19 protein-coding genes and 1 tRNA gene are annotated in these 19,009 nt (G+C 51.2%); 15 read left to right on the top strand and 5 right to left on the bottom strand.

What is annotated here, in order from left to right; translation table 11 throughout:
- Positions 1–15: 15 nt before the first annotated feature.
- Entirely contained in the window at positions 16–516 is a 501-nt protein-coding gene (locus JHJ32_RS10640; protein WP_079715933.1) for a rhodanese-like domain-containing protein, read from the bottom strand.
- A complete protein-coding gene (locus JHJ32_RS10635; protein ID WP_200120947.1) occupies positions 513–1,853 on the bottom strand; it encodes an MBL fold metallo-hydrolase in 1,341 nt (446 codons plus the stop codon). The genes JHJ32_RS10640 and JHJ32_RS10635 overlap by 4 nt, the downstream gene beginning before the upstream one ends.
- Before the next feature lie 68 nt (positions 1,854–1,921).
- Here JHJ32_RS10635 and JHJ32_RS10630 point away from each other — a divergent pair, with 68 nt between their 5' ends.
- On the top strand, positions 1,922–2,806 hold the full coding sequence (locus JHJ32_RS10630) for a hypothetical protein (protein ID WP_200120946.1): 885 nt from the start codon (positions 1,922–1,924) through the stop codon (positions 2,804–2,806).
- Positions 2,807–3,061: 255 nt separating this feature from the next.
- On the opposite strand, the gene JHJ32_RS10625 is transcribed toward JHJ32_RS10630, so the two are convergent.
- Positions 3,062–3,361: a hypothetical protein gene (locus JHJ32_RS10625; RefSeq protein WP_079716048.1), complete on the bottom strand. Its 300-nt coding sequence runs from the start codon at positions 3,359–3,361 to the stop codon at positions 3,062–3,064.
- A 143-nt stretch (positions 3,362–3,504) separates the two neighbouring features.
- Here JHJ32_RS10625 and JHJ32_RS10620 point away from each other — a divergent pair, with 143 nt between their 5' ends.
- The 14 genes from JHJ32_RS10620 to JHJ32_RS10555 all read left to right on the top strand — a co-directional run bounded on the left by JHJ32_RS10620 (position 3,505) and on the right by JHJ32_RS10555 (position 17,761).
- Positions 3,505–4,674, top strand: a complete 1,170-nt coding sequence (locus JHJ32_RS10620; protein ID WP_200120945.1) for a CDC27 family protein — start codon at positions 3,505–3,507, stop codon at positions 4,672–4,674.
- A 147-nt stretch (positions 4,675–4,821) separates the two neighbouring features.
- Complete coding sequence (locus JHJ32_RS10615; RefSeq protein ID WP_200120944.1) at positions 4,822–5,262, top strand: (2Fe-2S)-binding protein; 441 nt, start codon at positions 4,822–4,824, stop codon at positions 5,260–5,262.
- A 14-nt stretch (positions 5,263–5,276) separates the two neighbouring features.
- Positions 5,277–7,436, top strand: coding sequence for a molybdopterin cofactor-binding domain-containing protein (locus JHJ32_RS10610; protein WP_200120943.1), 2,160 nt, complete (start codon positions 5,277–5,279; stop codon positions 7,434–7,436).
- Between the two features lie 13 nt (positions 7,437–7,449).
- On the top strand, positions 7,450–7,905 hold the full coding sequence (locus JHJ32_RS10605; protein WP_200120942.1) for a (2Fe-2S)-binding protein: 456 nt from the start codon (positions 7,450–7,452) through the stop codon (positions 7,903–7,905).
- A 54-nt stretch (positions 7,906–7,959) separates the two neighbouring features.
- The gene (locus JHJ32_RS10600; RefSeq protein ID WP_200120941.1) at positions 7,960–10,089 is read left to right on the top strand and encodes a xanthine dehydrogenase family protein molybdopterin-binding subunit; all 2,130 of its coding nucleotides are present in this window, start codon (positions 7,960–7,962) and stop codon (positions 10,087–10,089) included.
- A gap of 1 nt (position 10,090) precedes the next feature.
- The gene (locus JHJ32_RS10595; RefSeq protein ID WP_200120940.1) at positions 10,091–11,251 is read left to right on the top strand and encodes a cysteine desulfurase family protein; all 1,161 of its coding nucleotides are present in this window, start codon (positions 10,091–10,093) and stop codon (positions 11,249–11,251) included.
- Between the two features lie 26 nt (positions 11,252–11,277).
- On the top strand, positions 11,278–13,020 hold the full coding sequence (locus JHJ32_RS10590; RefSeq protein ID WP_200120939.1) for an XdhC family protein: 1,743 nt from the start codon (positions 11,278–11,280) through the stop codon (positions 13,018–13,020).
- Between the two features lie 17 nt (positions 13,021–13,037).
- A complete protein-coding gene (moaA, locus tag JHJ32_RS10585) occupies positions 13,038–14,021 on the top strand; it encodes a GTP 3',8-cyclase MoaA (RefSeq protein WP_200120938.1) in 984 nt (327 codons plus the stop codon).
- Positions 14,022–14,030: 9 nt separating this feature from the next.
- Positions 14,031–15,233: a gephyrin-like molybdotransferase Glp gene (gene glp, locus JHJ32_RS10580; RefSeq protein ID WP_079715923.1), complete on the top strand. Its 1,203-nt coding sequence runs from the start codon at positions 14,031–14,033 to the stop codon at positions 15,231–15,233.
- Complete coding sequence (locus tag JHJ32_RS10575) at positions 15,226–15,966, top strand: sulfite exporter TauE/SafE family protein (RefSeq protein ID WP_079715922.1); 741 nt, start codon at positions 15,226–15,228, stop codon at positions 15,964–15,966. The genes glp and JHJ32_RS10575 overlap by 8 nt, the downstream gene beginning before the upstream one ends.
- Complete coding sequence (locus JHJ32_RS10570; RefSeq protein WP_079715921.1) at positions 15,960–16,202, top strand: MoaD/ThiS family protein; 243 nt, start codon at positions 15,960–15,962, stop codon at positions 16,200–16,202. Before JHJ32_RS10575 ends, JHJ32_RS10570 begins: the two co-directional genes overlap by 7 nt.
- 58 nt (positions 16,203–16,260) lie before the next feature.
- The gene (locus tag JHJ32_RS10565; RefSeq protein WP_200120937.1) at positions 16,261–16,701 is read left to right on the top strand and encodes a molybdenum cofactor biosynthesis protein MoaE; all 441 of its coding nucleotides are present in this window, start codon (positions 16,261–16,263) and stop codon (positions 16,699–16,701) included.
- 1 nt (position 16,702) lies between these two features.
- Positions 16,703–17,611 carry a bifunctional molybdenum cofactor biosynthesis protein MoaC/MoaB gene (gene moaCB / locus JHJ32_RS10560; RefSeq protein WP_079715919.1) on the top strand — a complete coding sequence of 303 codons (909 nt, stop codon included), beginning with the start codon at positions 16,703–16,705 and terminating at the stop codon, positions 17,609–17,611.
- 62 nt (positions 17,612–17,673) lie between these two features.
- Positions 17,674–17,761 (top strand) — tRNA-Ser (locus JHJ32_RS10555).
- A gap of 393 nt (positions 17,762–18,154) precedes the next feature.
- Here JHJ32_RS10555 and JHJ32_RS10550 read toward each other — a convergent pair.
- Together JHJ32_RS10550 and JHJ32_RS10545 are read right to left on the bottom strand one after the other, a co-directional pair.
- The gene (locus JHJ32_RS10550) at positions 18,155–18,520 is read right to left on the bottom strand and encodes a DUF2200 domain-containing protein (RefSeq protein ID WP_079715913.1); all 366 of its coding nucleotides are present in this window, start codon (positions 18,518–18,520) and stop codon (positions 18,155–18,157) included.
- Complete coding sequence (locus JHJ32_RS10545; protein ID WP_200120936.1) at positions 18,504–19,004, bottom strand: class I SAM-dependent methyltransferase; 501 nt, start codon at positions 19,002–19,004, stop codon at positions 18,504–18,506. Before JHJ32_RS10545 ends, JHJ32_RS10550 begins: the two co-directional genes overlap by 17 nt.
- Positions 19,005–19,009: the final 5 nt, after the last annotated feature.

Here is a 19,009-nt window from a genome sequence, read left to right as displayed (position 1 = left end):
GTAGCCTATCGCGCATTAATGTATGCGTGTTCCATATTCAAGCCACTTGGACCAGCTGGGCTCATATATGTGAATTTTGGTGGTTTGTACATTATTCCTGTTGTACACCGGATTGCGCTGGTTTACCCATTCGTATATGCCGCCGAATAGGTTATATACATGCTGGTACCCCGCTTTTCTTAGCTTTTCGCCGATACGCTCGCCGCGATTGCCGATTGCGCAATAAACAACGATGGTGTCGGTCTTTGGAATATTATATATTTTGCGCATATCGAACCATACGTAACCGACATGCTGCGCATGCCTCATATGGCTCACCTCGTACTCTTCCTGCTCCCGTGCATCCAGGATAACGATACCTTGTTTCATCATTGCCTTTAGCTCGCTTACCGTCACTGTCGGAACGGTATGCCGATAAACACGGTTCAGCTGATCGGCAAATCCCGGATTAGCTGTTGAATCCTGCTGCACATTTCCGACGATCAGCCCCGCCCAGGTAACGAACTGCCAGATCATTTTCCAGGAGAAAAATCCAGAATAGCTGTACTCATATCCTGTATAACCGTATCGGCCAACGTAGCCGCAAGGATACTTGAACCGATTGCCGATCGATATCCTCCCGCGCAATGCACGACAATAGGGCGGGTAGCCGGGATAAGATGGGCTTGCGAGCGAAGTTCGTTCAAGGGTATATTAATGGATTCATTAAAAATCGGATTGGACGACACCTCATGGCGATTGCGGATATCCACAATGGTGTAATCCTGTTGGTGGTCTATAAAATGCTCCTTGTTAAACGGGGTGGTCTGCGCTGCTCCATCGGTAATTGCCAGTAGTCCCTTCACCTGCTGCTCGTAACCAATCTTGGCAACCTTCTCGAGAAGCGTCCGCAGCTGCTGGCGGTCCCCACCCAATAAGTAAAACACTTCATTTGGTTGGACAATCGTGCCCAGCCATGTTTCAAATCGCAGTCCGTCCGGTATGTTGATGCTACCGGGTAAATGCCCGGCACGGTATTGATCCTGCGGCCGGCCGTCAACGATAAGGATACCCGCGCTAATTTCAGCAGGGCTGTTGAGCAAGGGAGCCGCTTCAATGCTTGCCTCGAATGCAGGAGCACCTTTCTTGTTGAGCATCACGTCGTATTCAAAGTAGCCCGGAACGAACGGCTGCTGTTCGATAATTAATGCTACAAACTCATCTTCACTCATCGGTTGCAGGGCATAGTTGTGATGGATCTCCCGCCCAACGGAACTGGTCAGATCGTCGCCCATATTTTTGCCGCAAAGGGAGCCGGGGCCATGCGCTGGGTAAACCAGCACGTCAGCCGGCAGCGTCATCAGCTTCTCCCGAGTGGAACGGTATAGCTGTTTGGCCAATGCCACCGCTTTCGCAGTGATGTTTCCCACATTTTCTCGTAAATCAGGCCGCCCTACGTCGCCGACGAATAGCGTATCGCCCGTAAATATTGCGTGAGGTTTATCATTTTCGTCAACGAGCAAAATGCAAATGCTGTCGGGCGAATGCCCAGGTGTATTGATGGCCCGTAATACTAACTTGCCAAGCGCAAGCTGGTCGCCGTCGTCAAAAGGAACGTGCGGATACTCCGCGCCGACTAGCTTGCTGGTATAAAGGGTTGCTCCCGTGAGTTGATGCAGTTCCAGATGTCCACTGACAAAATCAGCATGCGGATGGGTTTCAATGACGGCAACGATTGTTGCTTGATGCTCCGCGGCATAATCCAAATAGGACTTTGGGTTGCGTGCCGGGTCGATTAAAGCCATCTGACCCTCGCTTATGATGGCATAAGAAGCTTGTGCCAACCCTTTGTCGTAAAATTGATGTATATGCATAAGGCATAAATTAGGCTACAAAGATAGGGAAAATGTTTTGGCAGAAAATTAATTCGTAACTTGGCATCATGCGGCAGATCATTTATGTATGCTATGCCTTGGTTGTATGCAGCTTGCTGACGAATCATACAAACGGGCAGGAGAGGGGCGCATTCGGCGAGCGGGAAGCCAAAGGTAGTCTCAGCTATGACGAGATCAAGGAGGCTTCCGGGCTCGTCGCTTCGGTACGGAATCCGGGGAATTTCTGGACCCACAATGACAGCGGCGATCATGCAAGGATATTCCTCATAAACGATTCGGCACAGCTTAAGAAGACATGCTACCTGAAAGGCGTTGTGGCCCGCGACTGGGAGGATATCGGCATCATGAGACGGCATGGAACGAATTATATCATCGTCGGCGATATCGGCGATAATAAAGCGCAATATCCTTACGTTGCCGTACATATCTTTGAAGAACCCAAGGTGACGGTCCGTTCGCCGGTGGTGGATACGATACCGCCAACAGGTATATGCTCCATCATACTGAAATACGAAGACGGTCCACGAGACGCCGAATCGTTATTTTTTGATCCTCAAGACGAACGCCTGTACATTATCAGTAAACGGGAGCTTTCCGTAGGTGTCTATTATACGGATCTGCCATCCGGCCCTGTAGATACACTGGTACTGAAGAAGGCAGGTAACTTGCCACTCACCTTTGCCACTTCGGCTGCCATCAGTGCAGACGGGCAGGAACTTTTGGTCAAAAATCTGGTGGCGGTATTTTATTGGAAACGAAAACCCGGTGAGACCATACCGGACATGTTGAAGAGGCCTGCGGTAACGTTGCCGTATATTCCTGAACCACAAGGTGAGGCCATCGCGTTTTCCCGCGAAGGAGACGGTTACTATACGTTGAGCGAAAGACCTTTGGGCATGGCCGCAATCTTATATTTTTATAAACGGTTATAGCAATCAAACAGGAATCTTGTTTTTGCTAATGTGTTGGTTTAGATATTCTTATAATATATTTTTAAAAAAATATGACTTTTCCGAATAAATTAATTGGCAAGTTAGGCCATTTTCCATATTTTTATGGCGCAAACTGACTCGTTATAAACTTAAAAAAAGTCCTGATTGTTCAACAATCGGGACTTTTACGTTTATAAATCGTGTCGTCGTCATGCAGGCTGCGCCAGGTCTGCTTGTCTGGAACCGATATCACCCCTACGTATTTCGGTTACCGGTTAACTCCTGCTGCTGCCTCAATTGGTTGACGTTGTTTTTTGCCGCAAAGTCATCCGTTTTTTCTGCAAAGCTGTTCAGTAATTCGGTAATTGCGTCCGAATTTTCGGCCGTGCGTTGATAAATATCGGGTAGTACCCTTTCGAGGCGGCTATCTCCCAATTCGATGTTGTCAACCTCTATCTTGCCTATTTTTTCCAAAACCGCCTGTTGGCTTCGTTTTAAATCTTCCAACTCGCGGACAATTTTCTCCATCAGTTCAAATTTTTTCAACTTATCCATCATGTCTTTTTTATGATATTAAACAGGGGAAAATGAAAAAAGTTTTGATTAAACTAACTAATTAGTTATATTGCAAAGGTTTTAGTTATAGAAATCCGAGCGATTGAGTCGTCGGAAGGTTTATTAGTTAACGAATGTATCTGATGAGAAGTACCACCCATGTTGTTGCGGCAATTGGCATCTGGCTGTTGGGAATGATGGAAACGGCCGTTGGTCAGCAGTTGGATAATAACAAATTGGTTGAGTTCTATCAAGCTCGCCGATATGCTGATGCTGCTGAATACCTGCTAAGTTTTTATCCGGACAGCATCGCTGAACCTGCTGTATTAAGTCGGTTGGGCTATTGCTACCTTATGGCCGGAGACTACATCCATGCGGAACGGTATTATCGGCAGTTGCACATGTTGGATAGCCTGGATGTTTCGGTATTGCTGAATTTAGCCGCTATCAATGTGCAGCGGGGACAATACCCCTCGGCGGTTGGCTATTACGATCGTGTTGTAGCGATAGATACCAATCATGTAGGGGCTTATCATGCGCTCGCTGGCCTGATGAGGAGGCAAGGAAATTTCGATTTGACCTATGCGAATCTCAAGCGGGCAAATCAGATACAACCGGCGAACAGTGATATTGCCTACGATTTCGCCAGATTGTGTATGGATTTGGAGCGCTATCATGAAGCCGATACGGTTTTGCAGGAAGCGCTGAAGGCCGACCCGCAGCATGGTACGCTGTTACTTGGCAAGCTGCTGGTGGCTGATAAGCTCAAGCGATACGGGGAGATGGTGGAGCTGGGAAAACAGCTGGTGGCCCTCGGTGATGAAAGCCAGCAAGTGCTGGGCCTGTTGGCTAAGGGGTATTTCCATCGGGACGATTTTAATGGCTGTATTGAAACCTATAACCGGTTGCTTGCGCTTCACGATCGGATGGGCGAAATTGATTATTATTACCTGGCCATGGCGCATAAGGCCTTGAAACACTATAAGGAGGCGTTGGCGTGTATGGATAACGTATTGGAACTCGCCATTTCGCCCAACACGGCATTTTATTATGGACGCAAGGCCGACCTACACGATTTGGCCAACCAGCCGTCTGCATCCGCATCGAGCTACCTGCGCAGCTTTCACTTTAGCGTCATTCCTATACATTATTACAGCCTTGCGGTGCTTTATGATCGTAAGCTCAACGATACGCGCAATGCGCTGCGGTACTACCGCCTATACCTGAAACAGAACCCGCCCCCAGAAGAAAGCCGGTATGTAGATTATGTACAAAAAAGACTTGAAGAGCTGGCGCAAAAAAGGACGCAATGACGTCAAAGTACCGGCGTGACTGCCAACATGGCCATCGACAGGCTCCGTTCGTAACAATACGGTCACGGTTTGCATAAGTTCGCCGTTACTGTTATATTTGATTTCACGTATCAAATAAAGCGGTGCCGACTCATTAACTTCCTGCTTATGAAACTCCACATAAATGGCAATGAATATGATATCGATACGCCGGAGAATACCAGTTTACTGGATGTCTTACGGATACACCTGAAACTTACGGGCAGTAAATATGGCTGCGGAGAGGGAATATGCGGGGCGTGCCGGGTGCTCATTGATGGGCATGCTACGGCGTCATGTATTACGCCCGTCGGTAGCGTTCAGCACAAAGAAGTGGTCACGATCGAAGGGTTGGCGAAAGACGGCCGGCTCCATCCGGTGCAGCAAGCTTTCCTGGATGAAGACGCCTTTCAATGTGCTTATTGTACGTCCGGAATGATTATTTCGGCAGTCGCTTTAACCAATAAAAATCCTAAGCCAAGCCGGCAGGAGATTATTGATGCCATGCAAATAAACATCTGCCGTTGCTGCGCTTATCCGCGCATCATCGAGGCCATAAGTAACGTTTAGCAAAAGAAGATCCCATGGACAAATTGACCATGACAACCATGGAAAACTCCATACGATATCCGGAAGAAACGCCGGACCGGTTAAGGATAGCCACTTCCAGTAAGGTCGTTACCAGGCGAAATTTTTTTCGTCTGCTTGGTGGTGGCATCGCGGTCGCCCTATCCCAGTCATGCGTATACGGTCGGTCGGACGCGCCACCGGTGAGCGAGCAGTTGGCCGCAGATGAAAACACCATTGCTGCCTGGATACATATCCATGAAGATGGCAGCGTGTCCGTGTTTACCGGCAAAGTAGAGGTGGGCCAGAATATCCGGACGTCGTTGGCGCAGGTGGTGGCCGAAGAACTCGCTGTACCTATACAACACATAGCGCTCATTATGGGCGATACATCACTGACACCTTACGATGCCGGCACCTTCGGCAGTCGCACGACACCCTATATGGGCCCGCAACTGCGCAAAGCCGCCGCGTCCCTCCGGGAAGCGCTGCTGGAAAAAGCAGCAAAAGCATTGAAAGTGCCCGCCACGGCATTGCGGGCGGAAGCCGGAAAAATTGTGGATGGCTCATCGGGCAAAACGTTGGCGTATGGGACCCTCACCCGTGGGGAGAAGTTGCTGATACCGATAAATGAAGCGGTAACGCTGACCGCAGCTGAGCAATGGACAGTGGCAGGCACGTCGATCCCTAAAATAAACGGGCGGGACTTCGTTACGGGCAAACACCAATATACGTCGGATATGGTACTGCCCGATATGGTCTATGGGAAAATACTCCGACCTCCCGCCTATGGGGCGACGCTGGCTGCCGTGGATGTAACAAAGGCAAAAGCGATGCCCGATGTAACGGTTGTCCAAACAGCTGATTTTATTGGCGTGACAGCCCCGGATCCGCAAACCGCAGCCAATGCATTAGCCCGTATAGCAGCGCAATGGAATACCACGCCGCAACCGTCAAAAGCGGAACTCTTCGCTTACCTCAAAGACAATGCACGGCACGGTGGGGGGGATGAAGACGATCGACAGGAGGCCCGCCGTTTATTTGAGGCTTCAACACACCGGTTGGAACATCGGGTGGAAGTGCAGTATATCGCGCATGTACCCTTGGAACCCCGGGCCGCCATAGCGGAATGGAACGACGGCCAGTTGACGGTATGGACTGGCACACAACGGCCTTTTGGGGTACAGGAAGAGCTTGCAGGGGCGTTTTCCCTGGCCAAGGAACAGGTGCGGGTGATTATGCCTGATACGGGTTCGGCTTATGGTGGCAAGCATAGTGGTGAGGCCGCCCTGGAAGCGGCACGGCTGGCCAAAGTAGTAGGCAAACCGGTGAAAATCGTTTGGACCCGCGAAGAGGAGTTCAAGTGGGCCTATTTCCGGCCGGCTGGGCTCATCGAGGTGGCTGCCGCATTGAAGGACGATGGCACCATTGCTTCATGGGAATTCCATAATTATAATTCAGGCAACGCAGGCATCGATCTCCCTTATGAGGCGGGCGTGAAGCACATCCGGTACCATCCATCGCGGACGCCGCTTAGGCAGGGGTCATATCGGGCATTGGCCGCTACGGCCAATGTATTTGCCATCGAATGCATGGTGGATGACTTGGCAAGGCTATTGCAACGCGATCCACTGGAGTTCCGGTTAAGTCAATTGACCGATGTACGCATGCGCGGCGTATTGACGGCGGCTGCGGATCGATTTGGCTGGGGAGGGAAGAAGGCTCCGGGACATGGTTTCGGCATAGCTTGCGGCTTCGTCAAAAATTCTTATATCGCTACGTGTGCGGAAGTGGCCTATGGACAGGCCAACGGACAATTGGAGGTCGTACGGTTGGTGGCTGCCTATGACTGCGGAGCCATCGTCAATCCCAAACACCTCGAAAATCAGGTGCTTGGCGCCATTTTGCAGGGACTTGGCGGTGCATTGTTCGAAGCCATCGATTTTAAGGATGGTCGCATCTTGAACCCGACATTGTCTACTTATCGCGTGCCGCGCTTTGCTGATATTCCTCCGCTGGATATTGTGCTGATTGATCAAAAAGACATTCCGTCGGCGGGGGCGGGCGAGACGCCTATCGTCGGGACTGCGCCTGCTATACGTAATGCCATCGCCGACGCAACGGGCGTCAGGCTGCATCAGCTGCCCTTGATTCCCCAAGGATTAAAAATGAACTAACTAAACAACTCATATGACAACAATACAGTTAACCGTCAACAGAAAGGCATACGAAGTGGATGTAGACCCGCAAATGCCGTTACTGTGGGTACTTCGGGACGTCATCGGTCTTACGGGAACAAAGTTCGGATGTGGTATCGCGCAATGCGGCGCCTGCACGGTACATATCGACGATGCAGCGGTGCGTTCATGTGCTATCCCTGTAGAAAGTGCCGCTAATCAGTCGATTACGACCATCGAAGGTCTTTCAGCGGATGGCAGCCACCCCGTGCAGCGGGCATGGGAACAGATCGATGTCCCTCAATGTGGTTATTGCCAGGCGGGACAAATCATGACCGCGGTGGCGCTTTTGAAAAAAAATCCAAATCCAACAGATGAGGCGATCAATGAATCCATGACCAACATTTGCCGTTGCGGCACCTACAATCGCATCAAGAAAGCGATTAAATTGGCTGCCGAAGGGGCTTAATGCCGGAAGGACTCATGCAATTCATGGATTAACCATCACTAAACAGTATATAAAATGAATACGCAACAACATACCGTAAGTAGGAGGGATTTTATACGGATCAGTGCTTTTGCCGGGGGAGGGCTGGTATTGGGCTTTAAACTCTTTTCTTCGTGTGGGCCGCAGCAGGAAGCCGGCGTGATATACGAACTGAACGCATTTGTGAAAATAGACACCAATGGTGAGGTTACCCTGATGAACCCCAATCCGGAAATTGGCCAGGGGGTAAAGACCGCCTTGCCGATGCTGGTAGCTGAGGAGCTGGATGTCGATTGGCAGGGTGTCAAGGTCGAACAAGCCGGATTGGATACCGGCAAATATCGCCGGCAAATCGCCGGTGGCAGCGGCTCAGTCCGCGATAGCTGGGAGTCTTTCCGCAAAGCGGGAGCTACCGCGCGGCAGATGCTCATCAACGCGGCAGCGGCCACGTGGGATGTTGCACCCGGGGACTGCACGACCGAAAAGGGGCAGGTCATCCACCATGATTCGGGAAGGAAACTTGGCTATGGTGAGCTCGTGGAGCGGGCCGCGACGCTGGAAGTGCCGGAGGATGTACCTGTCAAACCTATCGCATCTTTTGCCATCATCGGCCAATGGATTCCGAATGTCGACAATAGCGCCATCGTGACCGGACAATACAAATATGGCATCGATACCAAACGCGAAGGGATGAGATACGCCGCACTGGTGCGGCCACCCGCTTTTGGCCAGACACTCAAAGCCTATGATGATACCGAAGCGTTGCAGCAGCAAGGTGTAGAGCGTGTACTTCGGATCGATAACAAGATAGCCGTATTGGGCCGGTCTACTTGGGAAGTGATGCAAGGAGCGAAGAAAATTAAGGCTGAATGGGAAGACGGCGAGCAGATGGAAAGCACGGCAGACTACCAACGCAAGTTCCGGGAAATCGTGGCAAGGCGCCCGGCCGGTGATCCCCAACGGAAGGATGGTGATGTGCAGCAAGCTTACAACAATGCGGCTAAGGTCTTCGAGGCGGTCTATGAAGCGCCGTTCCTTGCACACAACACCATGGAGCCGATGAATTTTTATGCTGACGTACGTGCCGATGGCGTGGAGCTTTACGGACCGATACAGACGCCGGAGCGGACACGGGCCACGGTGGCCAAGCTTGTGGATGTACCGGAAGAGAAGGTCACGGTGATGATGACCCGTATGGGAGGGGGATTCGGCCGGCGGCTCATGTCTGACTTTGTAGAAGAGGCTGCCCTGGTATCCAAAACGGCGGGGGTACCAGTAAACCTCATTTGGTCGCGGGAGGACGATATGGGGGGCGGCTATTACCGACCAATGTGTACATATCGGTATAAGGCCGCCGTGGATGCCGACGGCCGGCTTATTGCATGGCAACATCAGTCTGTCGGTACAACAGGTAACCCGGCCCGGGCAGGTAGCTTCCCCGCCGGCGCTGTACCTAACCTGCAGGTGGATGCGCAGGAGTATAAAACACCGGTGACCACTGCTCCTTGGCGAGGCCCCATCCATAACTTTATTGCCTTTTCGGAACAGTCATTTTTTGATGAAGTCGCCCATGCCATTGGGAAAGATCCGGTGACTTTCCGGCTGGAGGTGCTCGAACAGGCCAAGCAACAGCCTGCCGGTGAGCTGGAGTACGATCCGGACCGCTTTGCTGGCGTCATCAAAAAGGCAGCAGCGATGGCCGGGTGGGGTACACCTAAAGGACCGAACATATTCCAGGGCGTTGCAGCGCAATATTCGTTCAACTCCTACGTGGCACAGGTAGCCGAAGTGGAAAAACGTGACGATGGGAAGTTGAAGATCAAGAGAATATACTGTGCGGTCGATTGTGGCATTGTCGTCAATAAAAGCGGTGCTGAAAATGTGGTGGAAGGCGGTATCATAGACGGCATTGGCCATGCGATGTATCCCGAACTGACGCTGACACGGGGTAAGCCGGACCAGCTGAATTTCAATACCTATCGGATGATTCGCATGGCGGAGGTCCCGGAAATTGAGATCCAGTTTATCGAAAGTGACATCGATCCGACAGGATTGGGTGAGCCGGGATTGCCTCCGGCTGGACCCGCCGTTGCCAACGCGGCCTATGCCGCTACTGGCGTGCGCCTTCGGACGCAACCATTTGTCAAGAGTGGATTATTTGCCTGAAATGGGACGACGGCCTATATATTTGGATTACAACGCAACGACTCCTTGCGACCCACGAGTGGTGGAGGCCATGCTGCCCTACTTTACCGAGCAATACGGCAATGCTGCAAGTGCCGATCATCGCTATGGATGGCAGGCTAAGCAGGCCGTTGAAGATGCCCGGGAGCAAGTTGCCCGGCTGATTAGCGCCCGCCCGCAAGATCTGGTCTTTACCTCGGGAGCTACCGAGTCCATCAACTTGGCACTCAAAGGGATTGCCGAAGCGAATGCCGGGCGAGATAGTCACATTGTCACTTGTAAGACGGAGCATAAAGCAGTTTTGGATACGTGTGCGTACTTGGAGACAAAAGGCTGCCGGGTTACTTATCTTGAGGTGGATAGGCAGGGAAGAATCGATATCAAAGCGCTGGAAGCTTCCATCGGCGACGATACCATCTGTATCGCGCTCATGTATGCCAACAACGAGACAGGGGTTATTCATCCTGTTAAGCTTATCGGGGCCATTGCCCGGAAACATGGCGTGCCCTTTCTCTGCGATGCCACGCAAGCCGTCGGCAAAATACCGGTGCACGCCGGAGCGGATGCCATCGATCTCTTGGTTTGTTCGGCCCACAAGCTGTACGGACCTAAGGGGATCGGGGCGCTCGTCGTTCGGAACGCCGAACTGCGGGCACACGTCCTGCCCCAGCAGCATGGAGGCGACCATGAAGGGGGACTCCGCAGTGGCACGTTAAATATCCCCGGCATTGTTGGCTTTGGCAAGGCCGCTGAGCTATGCCGTTATGAAATGGCGGCGGCTGCTACGGCAATGCAACAACTTCGCGATAGGCTGGAATACAGGTTGCGGAACAATGTCCCGCACGTAATGATCAATGGGCATGCGGATCGATTGCCCCACGTAAGCAACCTGTTGTTGCCCCGGGGTGATGCAGAACAACTGTTGCTTTCCTTGTCTCCATACCTGGCTTTGAGCAGGGGAAGCGCCTGCTCCGGTCTGGTTCGGCGACCGTCACACGTGCTGAAAGCGATGGGGCTGAGCGATGGTGAGGCAAGTCGTACCATCCGCATTAGTTTGGGTCGGTTTACCGGTGCGGAAGAGGTAGACGAAGCCGCGGATCGGCTTGCCCACGCTGTCCTGGAGGCAGAAACGGTTGCCGATTAAAATTTTGGAGAAGGGTAGTAAGAGCGATGAAAGAAATCAAGCAGATTATAGCAGCCTTCGAAACGGCTTGTAAACAGCAACAAAAAGCAGCATTGGCAACTGTCGTGCATATCGAGGGTTCTTCCTACCGCAGTGCAGGTGCACGCATGTTGATTACCGAAGACGGTAGGCTTACCGGGGCGATTAGTGGAGGTTGCCTTGAAGGGGACGCGCTCCGCAAAGCATTGCTTGTGATGATGGATGAGCACCCCATGCTGGTCACTTATGACACTTCGGACGAAGGCGGCTCTGTGTTGGGCGTCGGACTGGGGTGCGATGGGATTATCCGGGTACTGATTGAGCCGCTAACCAGCCACATTGAAGAAACACCTATTTCGTTATTGAAGCGCGTGGCGGCAAGCCGCCAGCCATCGACCCTGGTCACGTTTTTTACGCCGGACGATAAAAGGAATGGCAGACAAGGCACTACCATCGCAGCGACCGAGAAAGGTATCCATACATCGGGCAGTACATCGCTCGTGCCATGCGAGCGCATAAGTAAGGATATGCAGTGCGTGCTGGCGGCACAACACACCGCTTTCATTGCCTATGAGTCCGAGCAAGAGGGGGGAACCGCTATTCTCGCCTGTATCGAATATGTGGCGCCGCCGCCAGCTTTAGTTATAGCCGGGGCGGGCAACGATGTGTTGCCGCTCGCCCGGTTGGCTGAACTTTTGGGATGGGAGCTTACTTTGACAGACGGCCGGCCTAATTATGCAAATACCGGTCGTTTTCCGGACTGCCAAGTCATCGTGTCGGGACCGGAGCAAGCGTTGCAGAACGTACGCATCGACGAGCGGACTGCTGTTGTGTTAATGTCGCACAATTATGCCTATGACAAAGCGATATTCAAGGCGGTGGTTGGCAGCCTTGCAGGCTACGTTGGGATATTAGGCCCTGTAAAAAAACGGCAACGGATGCTGGACGAGTTGGAAGAAGAAGGGATTGTCATTCCCCAAGACAGACGGACACAAGTCTACGGCCCGGTTGGATTGGATATCGGCGCGGAAACGTCCGAGGAAATCGCCCTGGCTGTGGTAGCGGAAATAAAGGCCGTATTCGCCGGCCGGCGTGGCAGCCATCTCCGGGATTTGACAGGCAGGATACACCAACGGCAATCCCGCATTAATCCGTCCTTGCAAACCTATGGTGTGCTCCTGCTGGCGGCTGGTGAATCTAAACGGATGGGAACACCCAAACAGCAATTGCGCTATCAAGAGCGCACGTTGCTGCAACATGCCGTCAGCGCAGCGTTGGAGGCCGGAGTAGGAAGCACAACTGTGGTTTTAGGATCCGAAGCGGCAGCAACGGCAAAACAGTTGGCGGATATCAGCGTAGACACCGTGGTAAATAACGACTACGCCGAGGGGATGGCTACCTCGCTGGTATGCGGTGTGCGACACGTCATGACCCACCATCCTCACGTGGCACATCTTATCGTTATGTTGTGCGACCAACCATATGTAGACGCAGCACATCTCCGAGCGTTGATAAACCAGCAGCGACTGACCGCGGCGCCGATTACGGCCAGCTACTACGAGGGAAGGAAAGGTGTTCCCGCGCTCTTTCATCAATCAGTCTTTCCGCTATTGTTGGCGCTTAACGGAGACACAGGAGCTAAACATGTGATTGAAAGCTTCGGCGATGAAGTGGCCATTGTGGCATTCCCGCTGGGGGCGGTGGATGTAGATACCCGGGACGCCTATAACAAACTATTTGCCAACGTATGATTAACTTACGCTGAATCATGATACTGGATACATACGATCGAAATCATACATACCTGCGTATATCACTCACTGATTTGTGTAATCTACGTTGTTTCTACTGCATGCCCGATGAAAATTACGATTTCATGCCAACGCGCCATCTCATGCAACCGGCGGAGATTGAAGCGATTGCTGCCGTATTTGTCGGTCTGGGGGTGACCAAAATTCGACTCACCGGTGGTGAGCCCTTGGCCAGACGCGATTTTGATGATATTTTGATGCGCCTTTCGTTATTGCCGGTTGAACTGACACTGACAACAAATGCTACACTGCTTCATCGGCACCTCGATACCTTGCAATTGGCTGGAGTGCGTAGTCTCAACATCAGTCTGGATACATTATCTGCCGAGCGGTTCTTTCAACTTACCCGTAGGGATAAATTCAGCCAGACGATGCGTAATATCCGGACGGCTATTGATCGCGGATTCCATGTAAAAATCAATACCGTGGTCATGAATGGCGTGAATGCCGATGAAGTACTTGGTTTTGTGGCATGGACGAAAGACGATCCGATCGATGTACGGTTCATTGAATTTATGCCGTTTGAAGGCAACAGATGGACCGGCGACCAGGTCTTTCCAAAACAGGAAATCATGAATCTCATCACCGAGCAGTATCATGCCGTACCTCTTCGCCACGACCCCCATGCAACAAGCCAACCTTACCAGGTACCGGGTCACCAGGGCACGTTTGCTATCATCAGTACAATGAGTGCACCTTTCTGCTCGGGGTGTAATCGCATGCGGCTCACTGCAGACGGCAAAATGAAAAACTGCTTATTTTCGAAAACCGAAAGCGATTTACTTTCGGCCTTACGTAGCGGCAAACCGCTGGAGCAATTCATACGCAAAAACATCTTAGGGAAAGCCGAGCGACTTGGCGGTCAATTTGGGGATATACCCTTCAAAGACTTGCCGGGTGACAAACTTGTCAACCGGAGTATGATTAGTATCGGGGGATAACGACAGACGATGAGCGATCAAATTATTTCAGTATCTGAGGCTAAGACCATCTTAGCACACCAAAACTTCCATGCAAAGACGGCATGCAAGGCGCTGCCTGAAGCCGTTGGGCGCGTGCTGGCGGAAAACGTTTGTGCACAAGTAGACGTGCCGGCCTTTGACCAGTCATCGATGGACGGCTACGCGTTTGCCTATAACGAATGGAAGCCCCGCGATCCGTTGGTTGTGATCCGTGAAGTGCCAGCCGGCATGGCCGACCGGATAGCGATAGGGCAGGGCCAGGCCGCACGCATCTTCACAGGTGCTCCGCTGCCGGAAGGCGCAGACACAGTGGTCATGCAGGAACGTGCCGAAGTGATCGGTGGTCAGCTGCATATTAATCAAGCGGATATAAAGCGGGGTGACCATGTCCGGATCCGAGGTGCCGAAATCAACGCGGGAGAAGTTGCATTGGCACACGGAACGCCGCTTAGCGCTGCAGCTGTGGGTTTCCTTGCGGGAGTGGGGTGCGATAGGGTAACTGTTTATGAACCACCGGTTGTTGCATTGATTATTACGGGTGACGAACTGAAACAACCGGGTGAAACCTTATCACATGGTCAAGTATACGAAGCATCTTCGTCGATGCTGCGGGCGGCACTGGCTCAGATGGGAATCACGGATGTATCAGTTCAGTATACGGCGGACACTTTTGAAGCGACAGCCGAAGCGCTGGCCATCGCTTTGCAGGTATCGGATGTGGTCTTGCTTACTGGCGGGGTGAGTGTAGGTGAATACGATTTTGTGGTGAGAGCGGCTAAGCACTGCGGTATAACACAATTGTTCCATCGCGTTAAACAACGGCCGGGGAAACCGCTTTTCGCGGGTCGGAAAAACAACAAACCGGTGTTTGGATTGCCGGGGAACCCATCGTCCGTATTGACCTGTTTCTATCAATACGTATGGCCGGTGCTGCGCAGGCTTACAGGGCATAACGATTTATTGACGGTTTTGCAAGTGCCGCTGGCCGCAGCGTATAAAAAAAACAACCAGCTTACGCATTTTCTCAAGGGCTTGTACCGAGATGGATATGTGGCCATCCTCCCAGCCCAGGAATCCTATCGGATGCGTACGTTTGCCGTTGCCAACTGCTTTGTCGTACTCGACGAAACGGAACGGCATTATGAAGCGAATGAGAAAGTCGATATACACCTGTTGCCCCATTATGGATAATATACTTTGGTTTTATCTATTGCTTTTTTGTGTAGCATTTTTGTATTCGTCTGTCGGTCACGGTGGTGCCAGCGGTTATTTAGCGCTTATGGCGTTGTTCGGTGCGACGCCGGAAATCATGAAACCTACTGCGTTATTACTTAATCTCTTTGTTTCGTTGACTTCGTTTATTTTTTATTACCGGGGGCATTACTTCAATCGCAAGCTGTTCATCCCGCTGGCACTGGCTTCCGTGCCAATGGCATTCGTGGGGGGGAGCCTGGCGCTACATTCGGATGCTTATAAGAAGATGCTTGGTATATTCCTGCTGATACCTGTTGTCCGCTTCTTGTTTTTTAGCGACATCAAGGTGGACGGTACGGCCAACCCCAAGACCGTATGGTTGTTGCTCGTCGGCGCCACAATCGGTTTGCTTTCAGGAATACTGGGTATCGGCGGTGGTATCATCCTGTCTCCTGTTTTGTTATTGCTGGCTTGGGCGGACCAGAAGCAAGCTGCAGCCATCAGCGCTTTGTTTATTTTCGCCAATTCGCTTTCGGGCCTGGCAGGACAGCTTAACCAAGGTGTTTCCTTCGATTCGGACATGGCGGCATATGTAGTGATTGCTTTTTCGGGTGGACTGTTGGGATCGTATTTCGGAGCCTTGCGTTTTCAGCAGCGAACGATAAAATTTTTATTGGCCATGGTATTGGCTGTGGCTTCATTTAAGTTATTTTTACCGAATGTATGGTGAGTAATACGTTATCAGTACAGTTTTTCGGGCAGCTGATCGAGCTTACGGGCTGTTCAAACGTGGGCGCACCACAGGTGGATGATACAGATGAGCTTTTGCGGTGGCTTTACACGCGATATCCGGCGCTCCAAAAGGCTACCTATGTAATCGCCGTGGACCGGAAAATCGTTCGCCAAAATACGCGGCTCGCTACGCACGCCGAGATAGCCTTCTTACCGCCTTTTTCGGGTGGTTAGGTTAGGAGAAGTGGCGCATGACGGCGCGTGCATCTTATCAAAGTAATGATATAACAACATGGGAGTAACTGCAAAACCGATTTTTGTGCAAGGCGCTATTCCGGCTACGATGGTTGCCCAATGCGTCCAACAATACGCCGCTGAAACGACGGTGGGGGCGTACTCCTGTTTTATCGGTCAGGTACGGGCAGACGTTGTTGGAGGGAAGTCGGTAACAGCCATTGAATATACAGCGTATACGGCTATGGTTGACGAGCAGCTGGAGGCGATTGCCGTTGACGTCTGCCAGCGCTATGCACTGAATGGAATCGTGGTGAAGCATAGCTTGGGCACCGTTTTGGCGGGTGAAATTTGTCTCTTTGTACTTGCGGCCGCGGGCCATCGCCGTCCGGCCATGGACGCGTGCGGGGAGCTTGTGGAGCGTATAAAGAGTGAACTGCCTATCTGGGGCAAAGAGCACTTTGCAGGCGAAGAATACCAATGGAAGACAAATCAATAACATGGTAAACATTACGCACAAAACGACGACGCTCCGCCAGGCAATTGCGCTGGCGACCGTGAAAGTCTCGAATGCGGAAACAATCCGGGCAGTACAGGAGCGAAGCGTACCGAAAGGAGATGTACTTGAATTTTCCCGTGCAGCCGGCCTGTTGGCTATCAAAAAAACCAGCGATGTGGTCCCTGATTGCCATCCGTTGCCCATTGAATATGCAGCTATCACCTACCGCATGGAGGACCAGTTGATAGAAATCCGGGTTGAAGTGCATACCATTTACAAAACAGGCGTGGAGGTCGAAGCTATGCATGGGGCAATGATAACAGCGCTTACGCTGTATGATATGCTGAAGCCCATTGATAAAGAACTGGAAATAAAGTCCGTAAGGCTTGAAAGTAAACGCGGGGGCAAGTCGGATCATAAGGTGGCCGTACTGCCTGGCTTCAAGTGTGCGGTGGTGATTTGCTCCGACCGCATTTCGGCGGGACTTGAAACCGATGTGTCGGGGAAGGTGCTGGTCGATATGCTGCAACAATGGGAGATAGCGCCCAGCGAATTTACCGTTGTGCCGGACGAAGTGAGCCAAATCCAGGAGACAGCAATGCGTCTACATGCGCAAGGATATGACCTTGTCCTTTTCAGTGGGGGGACAGGATTATCCGTCCGTGACGTCACTCCCGAAGCGATTAAGCCTTTGCTTGATCAAGAAATACCCGGCGTGATGGAAGCTGCCCGGCGTTATGGCCAAGAGCGCACGGCACTGGCCATGTTATCGCGGGGGATAGCTGGGTTTATGGGAGACACGTTGATTATCACCTTACCCGGTTCTCCGAAGGGCGTACGCGAAACCATGGACGCAATATTCCCGGCTATCTTGCATGTGTTCAAGATACGTAAGGGCGGAGGACATTGAAATATTCATTATTCCGTGTTGTGATATGCTGAAAAACTCTTACTTTTGCATCCCGGTATTACGGAGAGGTGTCAGAGTGGTCGAACGAGCACGCCTGGAAAGTGTGTATACGTGTTGAGCGTATCGCGGGTTCGAATCCCGCCCTCTCCGCAACAAAGGAATCCTTTCTATCAAAACCCTATAAACAGCGCGTTTATAGGGTTTTTTCTTTTATAAGCCTTCCTGATCATTCAATAATTCCCTGTTCTAGCGAGACCCTAAAAATGGTTGGTTTAGGGTCTCGCTAAGCGCGCGGACTATCTTCATCATCACAGGGATTTCAAAGACCTGATCATGATCGTCGATACTATCCGTCTTTCTTTGATGCTGCTCCCGGCATTAAAGAAGGGGTTTTACTTGAAGTCGGATATATCGTCTTGGGCGTTGAAAAAGGCGGATAACGCGTTTCGGAAAATCTTTGAGCAAGATTTGGAAAATAGCTGGCGCGGGCTTTTTCAGAAGAAGGCTTTAACAGGTCGGCCAAGCGTGCTTGAGCAAATCCCGTCAAGGCGTTCTTAAAATCTTTTCCATTTTCCGCCCTTTTGCCAGTTCATCCACTAGCTTGTCCAAATATCTCGTTTTTTTTGTCAATGGATTTTCGATTTCTTCTATTCGATAACCGCAGATTACACCTGTAATGAGATGAGCATTGGGATTCAATGTTGCTTGCTCAAAGAATGTTTCAAACGTTGCGTTCTCATCGATAAGCGCTTGTAGTTTTCTTTCTTCAAAACCTGTCAGCCATTCAATGACCTGATGCAGTTCTTCTTTGGTTCTGCCCTTACTTTCTACCTTTGTGACGTAATGCGGATACACGGATGCAAACGTCATTTTAGCTATACGCTCATTGTGTTTATCGCTTGTGTTCATTGCCTTTCTTATTAGGTGTTTGACCGTTATGCTGGCGGCCGGCATTTTCTCTGTATAGGTCGAGTGATATCTCCCTTAATGGGGTTCCTCCGTCAATAAATAGTTTTCCGTCTTCCTTCAGCGCTTTTGCAATATTTGTCAACGATTGCTTTTCAATTTCGGGGTGTCGCCCATCCAATGCTCCGACTCGTATTGCAACAGCTATGTGGAATAATTCTTCGTTGGGTTCAAGCTCAAACCTTTCTATGGCAACTCGCTTAAAGGAAAGTTTACCGGTTTCTATTTCAGCTTGAGAGCCTGTTATAGCTTGTTGTATAGCCTTTGCGGAGCGGTCAATGGCAAGAATATGTCCATTGCCGATTCGCCTTGAAATTTCCCTCGCCATTCCACCTGAGCCGCAACCGATTTCCAAAATCCTGATCTCGTCTGTCAAGGGCAATGCATCAACAATGCTGGCGAGCCGTCCGGATAATTTTGTCTTCATGCGTT

It is taken from the genome of Parapedobacter sp. ISTM3 (genome assembly GCF_016533505.1).
Lineage (GTDB): Bacteria > Bacteroidota > Bacteroidia > Sphingobacteriales > Sphingobacteriaceae > Parapedobacter > Parapedobacter luteus.
Note: the sequence above shows the minus strand (reverse complement) of the source record. Positions and strands in the feature narration are given on the sequence as shown.